Source organism: Bartonella sp. AA2SXKL, from assembly GCF_042197205.1.
Classification (GTDB): domain Bacteria; phylum Pseudomonadota; class Alphaproteobacteria; order Rhizobiales; family Rhizobiaceae; genus Bartonella.
Genome location: NZ_JBHIRN010000032.1, coordinates 1 through 4950, shown reverse-complemented (window position 1 = coordinate 4950; position 4950 = coordinate 1). Strand labels below are relative to the sequence as shown.

Genomic DNA, 4950 nt, shown 5'->3' with positions numbered 1-4950 from the left:
GACGCTTGCCTGTTTTATCCAGTTTAGCGGCTTGTGAAAGAGAGCCTGTTACCAAAACGGGTGTATTAAGAGGAAATGCTTGTTCATCTGCATCGGGCGCCGTGCCAACAATCCCGATAACTGCCGATTGTACCGCGCGAAGGGGGCGGGTGCCGTCGTCAACCTCGACAACTTCAACACCGTGTAGAAAACCTGTTGCCATACTTTATGCTCCTTTAAATGAGTGGTGAATTAAAATGAATGGGAAAAATGAGAGGTAAAAAGCTGCTCTTGAGAAAGGTTTGTTTTCAACAAGCACTTTCTTTTTATAAATATCTTGACTTAGTCCCAAAATGGTACTAAGATTGATAAAAATCAGGATACACTTATGAAAATTGTTAAAATCTCCACACTTCAAACTTTTTGGACTCGATATCCTGATGCTGAACAACCATTAAAAGCATGGGTAGATGAAGCTAAAAACGCACAATGGCGTTCTCCTCATGACATTAAAGAGAAATATAAAAATGCAAGCATATTAAAGAATAATCGTGTTGTTTTTAATATTAGAGGCAATGATTATTGTTTAGTTGTTTCAATCTTTTATCCAGCAGGTTGGCTTTACATAAAGTTTATAGGGACGCATAAACAGTATGATGCGATTGATGCCAACACTGTAGAACTAAAGGAATTTAAGAAATGAATATCAAACCAATTCGTACAGAGAGAGAGTATCAAGAAGCTTTAGAAATTGTGTCTGCAATGTTTGACAATCAACCTAAAGAGAATACTCCAGAATTTGATCAAATGGAGGTTCTTGTGTTGTTGATTGAAGCGTATGAAGCAGAACACTATCCTGTTTCTCCTCCTCACCCGATTGAAGCTATTAAATTTAGAATGGAACAAATGAACTTAAGTGCTAAAGATCTCGTTCCTGCGATTGGTCATTTAAATCGTGTTTATGAAATCTTGAGTGGTAAAAGAAAATTAACACTGCGCATGATTAAAAACTTGCACCAACAGTTCAATATTCCACTAGAAAGTCTGATAGCTTAGGTTTTATACTAATTTATTTTTTTGAAAGATTTTTAAGGGGTTTCAAAAGGTCTTCAAAGATCATTTAAAGACCCTTTAATATGTATTATTTCTCGTTTTAGAAATCGCAATTTGAGATGATCAGCTCTTGAGCCGGCATTGGATTATTTGAACCACATGTATAAGATGTATTCACTTCTTTTAGTTTAAATTGGCTAAAGGTTTTTCGGATCTCTGGCACATCATTGAGAGACAGAACAAACTTTCCCTTTAATTGTGCAAGCAGTGTGGACATCGTCTGGTAATCCTCTCGCTTAAACAAATCCTTGCCATAGCAATTCTCAACGCCCCAATAAGGTGGATCAAGGTAAAACAAGGTCGTTGGCCGGTCATAACGCCTGATAAAATCAAACCAATCTAAATGTTCAATAGTGACACCTGATAAACGCCGGTAAATAAGCTTTAAGAACCCTTCAAGTTTGAAAGAGTTAAACCGTGCACCACGGTGGGGATCAACTCCAAAGGTACGCTTTGCCACCTGCCCACCAAAACTCAACCGCTGTAGATATAAAAACCGCAAAGCTCGCTCTAAATCCGTAAGCGTCTTTGGATCTTGTAACGTAAAACGTTGAAACGCCTCACGGCTGCTAATCTGGAACTCCAACAGATCCATAAAAGGGTGATAATGGCGTTGCAACACCCGAAAAAAATTCACCACATCGCCTGAGCGATCATTGATGACTTCATATAAGGGAATCAATTTCCGCCTAAAGAATATTCCTCCCATGCCAACAAAAGGTTCGGCATAAGTGCGATGGGGAATGCCTTCAATGATTTTGATAATGGTTTTTGCCAACTTTATTTTGCCACCAACATAAGCGGCAGCTGGTTCTATAGGATCAATAGATTTTAATTTTTCTTTACAAAGTATATCCATCATTTTTTAACACTCTTCCATCTATATTAGCCATCTTCTCACTGTTTCCAAGTGATAAGAAGTGGCTGCGATGTTAAGTTGTGTTACATCGGGCGGGTGTTTCTCAAACTGTTCCCGTTGGCTGGACTACCAGCCCAGCCTCTATTTTTTCTTTCTTTCTTTGGTTTGGAGTTTCTAGGATAATTCCTGTGATATATCTGCTTGATTTCTCATAGCGATAGGTTATCAGAGCGGCTTGCCAAGAGCTGTTGATCTCTTTACAAATTTTTTGGAGTAAAAGAGGGGATTAGCCATGATTTCGGGGCATCCCTCTAGAGATAAAGAATGACTTCACTACAGTGCAGCAGAGACTATTCACTTCTATTGTCATCTTGCTCTCCAAATTAATGAAGAGACCATAACAATCATCTACACTCTCTCATAAGACTGACACTGTCAGTCAAAAAGCCCTTTAAAAGGGCTTTGAAAGAGCGATAAAAGGACTTAAAAACATGTAAGCCAGCTTATACAACAGCTATCCATTTGACTTGTGTCATATCTTGGTTACTTGTGCATCCATTTATTCTTTCCATAATCTTATAAGAACAGCGCCATCAGCACCAGCACCGCTGTAATGCCCATCCCCGTTAGCACCAGCACCTCCACCCCCAAAACCACGCCCTGCTTTTCCTGAAGTATGGTAACCATCTCCCGTTCCTCCAGCGCCACCCCTTGATGTATCGCCCCCAGCATCACCTCCGTTACCACTCATTTCTGCATCAATTCCTTTCGTTCCAGCATAACCATTTCCGCCTTTGGCAAGTCCTAAGAGACCATCTGTTGCCCAACCAAAGTTCCCGCCAACTCCTCCAGTACCACCAGAACCTGAGTAACGGGATGATGGGCTGGAATAATAAGCACCTCCACCACCTTTTCCTCCTGTAGCTGTCATAAAATTTTTGCCAACGGTTGTTGTGCCTCCAGAATTTCCTGTCGCACCATGCTTTGCAACAGAAGTTCCTCCTTTACCAATGATGATATCCTCATGCCCGTTTAAACTGGCTTTATAGCCGTACCACACGGAACAACCTCCACCTCCTCCACCGCCGCCTAAGCAATAAGACCAAGAGCAACCACCACTACCGCCGCCTAAGCAATAAGACCAAGAGCAACCACCACTACCGCCGCCACCCCAGGCTGTAATTTCGACTTTGGTTTTATCCGTGACCCAGTTGGGCCATTCAATTTTCCCATCTTGCGTATAAAGCAATTCAGCATCGGCAATAATGAGTTTATTAATCAAATCTTTTTTGATGTTTTTAATTTCCTGCTTGAGAATATCTATTTCTGATTTCGTATAAACAAGTTCTCCATCGACTCTCAAAGGTCCTTTAAGTGAGCTTCCGCTTGTACTTAAGTTAGTGATCATTTTGTTATTATGGGTAATATTCAATGATGTGTTTCCCAACAGTTCTAAGCCACCACTCATAGTGACTTTGCTGGTAAATTTATTGTAATTCTGCCACTCATTTGGACTTGTGAGGCGTCCATAGCTTGTCAGATCTTCATTAATCTTGGCTCTAAAATCATCAAGCCCCACAATATCTTCGGTTTTATGTTGATGTGCGCCTAACAGTGAGACAGCACTGCCAAAGGTGAAGTTATTATTGCTTGATTTATAGAGAACATAATTATTTGCGGCATCTTTTGCCCCCTCGATATCGCTTAAATCAGCAAATGAGAAGGTTTTATCGGCTGCCATTTTGCCTTTGAGAGCCGCTTCAAGATCGGCAACATCACTTATTGTATGCGTGTGTTTTAAAGGTGCTTTTCCCTCTACCTTTTCCTCAACAGCCAAAAGAGCTTGATCAATTTTGGTCAAGTTTTCCCGCAAGATTGGGAATTCAGAACTGATAAAGCGACCTTCTTTCGGCAATTCCATGTCGAGTTTTTTGGTTTTGGTCATCTCTGTTCTCCCATTATAATATGCCAGCGCCAAAATCGCTCACCATGGACCGTGCAGCAGGTCCACCAGTAAGGGTCAATTTCAAGCGTGCTTGTTTGGCTGTTTTGTCACCACTGATAAATTTTCGTTCTGTCCAAAGTGGTTCAGTGAGTTGTTCTGTTTCGTCAAGTTTCAAAGGGGTGAAACCACCATCATCCAGCTGCATCTCGCAAGTGAAGGTTGCACCACCCGGTAAAAAGGTTTTGATATAGCTCGTTAACCTTGCCTTTTCACCAAAGGCAAAAGCACGCGTGACATAGGTCGCTTCCTTATGGATCTTTCCCGCGATCAATTGAACAGGCGCAAATAACACCGGTGAGAGTTTCTCTGTTCCTTTAAGAATAGCGCGAAGCTTGATCTTTTCACTGATATATTCAGTAAGACTGAGCAATTGAAAGGGAAGGAGTTGATAAACCGTGCCGTTGTTTCTTTCAATTTCAAAGATGACAGAACAATCGCTTGAAGGCAACTCAATGGCTGCGCGTATTTGTAAATCAGAGCAGTCCACAAGATCAAAAGTGCCTAAATCGACAATCTTTTCTGTTTGCCTATAGCGGGCAGCGAGCACCCGAAAGGCTAAAGCCTCATCTTGATGGGCTGTCCAACTTTGTGCGTTAACAGAAGAAAAGCGTGGACCGGTCACGTAAGGGTGACTCGAGACATATCTCTGGTGTTCTGCATCAAAATCTCCAAGCTTTGCTAGTGAGACAGAATGATCAGCATCATCGGTTTTAATGACAAAAGCCGTTAAGCGGTCATCCATCACAAGGAGTGGTACATCATAGCGTGCTTCTGCCCAACCTAGCTTTGCGCCCTTCATAGAATAAAAGCTTTGCGCTTGAATATCGGCGGTAGGATAGCCGTTTTCTGTGGTCACCAAATCAATCACCAAATCATGGTTCTCATTACCGATTTTGCAAAGATGAAAGTCAATACCGGTGATTTGCCGTGTTTCATCGGGGGTAAAAACTTGCGCTTGTGGGTCCACTTGCGTCCATATCTTCACCGTGGTGGT

The 4950-nt window shown here is 41.7% G+C and carries 4 protein-coding genes and 2 pseudogenes; 2 read left to right on the top strand and 4 right to left on the bottom strand.

From position 1 onward, the window contains the following. Window positions 1-202 (bottom strand): annotated as a pseudogene (locus ACFINS_RS09365) (phage tail protein); the annotation flags it as partial. A gap of 165 nt (window positions 203-367) precedes the next feature. Here ACFINS_RS09365 and ACFINS_RS09360 point away from each other — a divergent pair. Together ACFINS_RS09360 and ACFINS_RS09355 are read left to right on the top strand one after the other, a co-directional pair. Further along, window positions 368-682, top strand: a complete 315-nt coding sequence (locus ACFINS_RS09360; RefSeq protein WP_375706128.1) for a type II toxin-antitoxin system HigB family toxin — start codon at window positions 368-370, stop codon at window positions 680-682. Further along, window positions 679-1035, top strand: a complete 357-nt coding sequence (locus ACFINS_RS09355) for a type II toxin-antitoxin system HigA family antitoxin (protein WP_375624310.1) — start codon at window positions 679-681, stop codon at window positions 1033-1035. The genes ACFINS_RS09360 and ACFINS_RS09355 overlap by 4 nt, the downstream gene beginning before the upstream one ends. A gap of 97 nt (window positions 1036-1132) precedes the next feature. On the opposite strand, the gene ACFINS_RS09350 is transcribed toward ACFINS_RS09355, so the two are convergent. The 3 genes and pseudogenes from ACFINS_RS09350 to ACFINS_RS09340 form a co-directional block, all read right to left on the bottom strand. Next, entirely contained in the window at window positions 1133-1951 is an 819-nt protein-coding gene (locus ACFINS_RS09350) for a DNA adenine methylase (RefSeq protein WP_375635109.1), read from the bottom strand. 559 nt (window positions 1952-2510) lie between these two features. Then, the gene (locus ACFINS_RS09345) at window positions 2511-3896 is read right to left on the bottom strand and encodes a Bgr_08870 family protein (RefSeq protein WP_375706127.1); all 1386 of its coding nucleotides are present in this window, start codon (window positions 3894-3896) and stop codon (window positions 2511-2513) included. Window positions 3897-3909: 13 nt separating this feature from the next. Next, window positions 3910-4950 (bottom strand): annotated as a pseudogene (locus tag ACFINS_RS09340) (DUF4815 domain-containing protein); the annotation flags it as partial.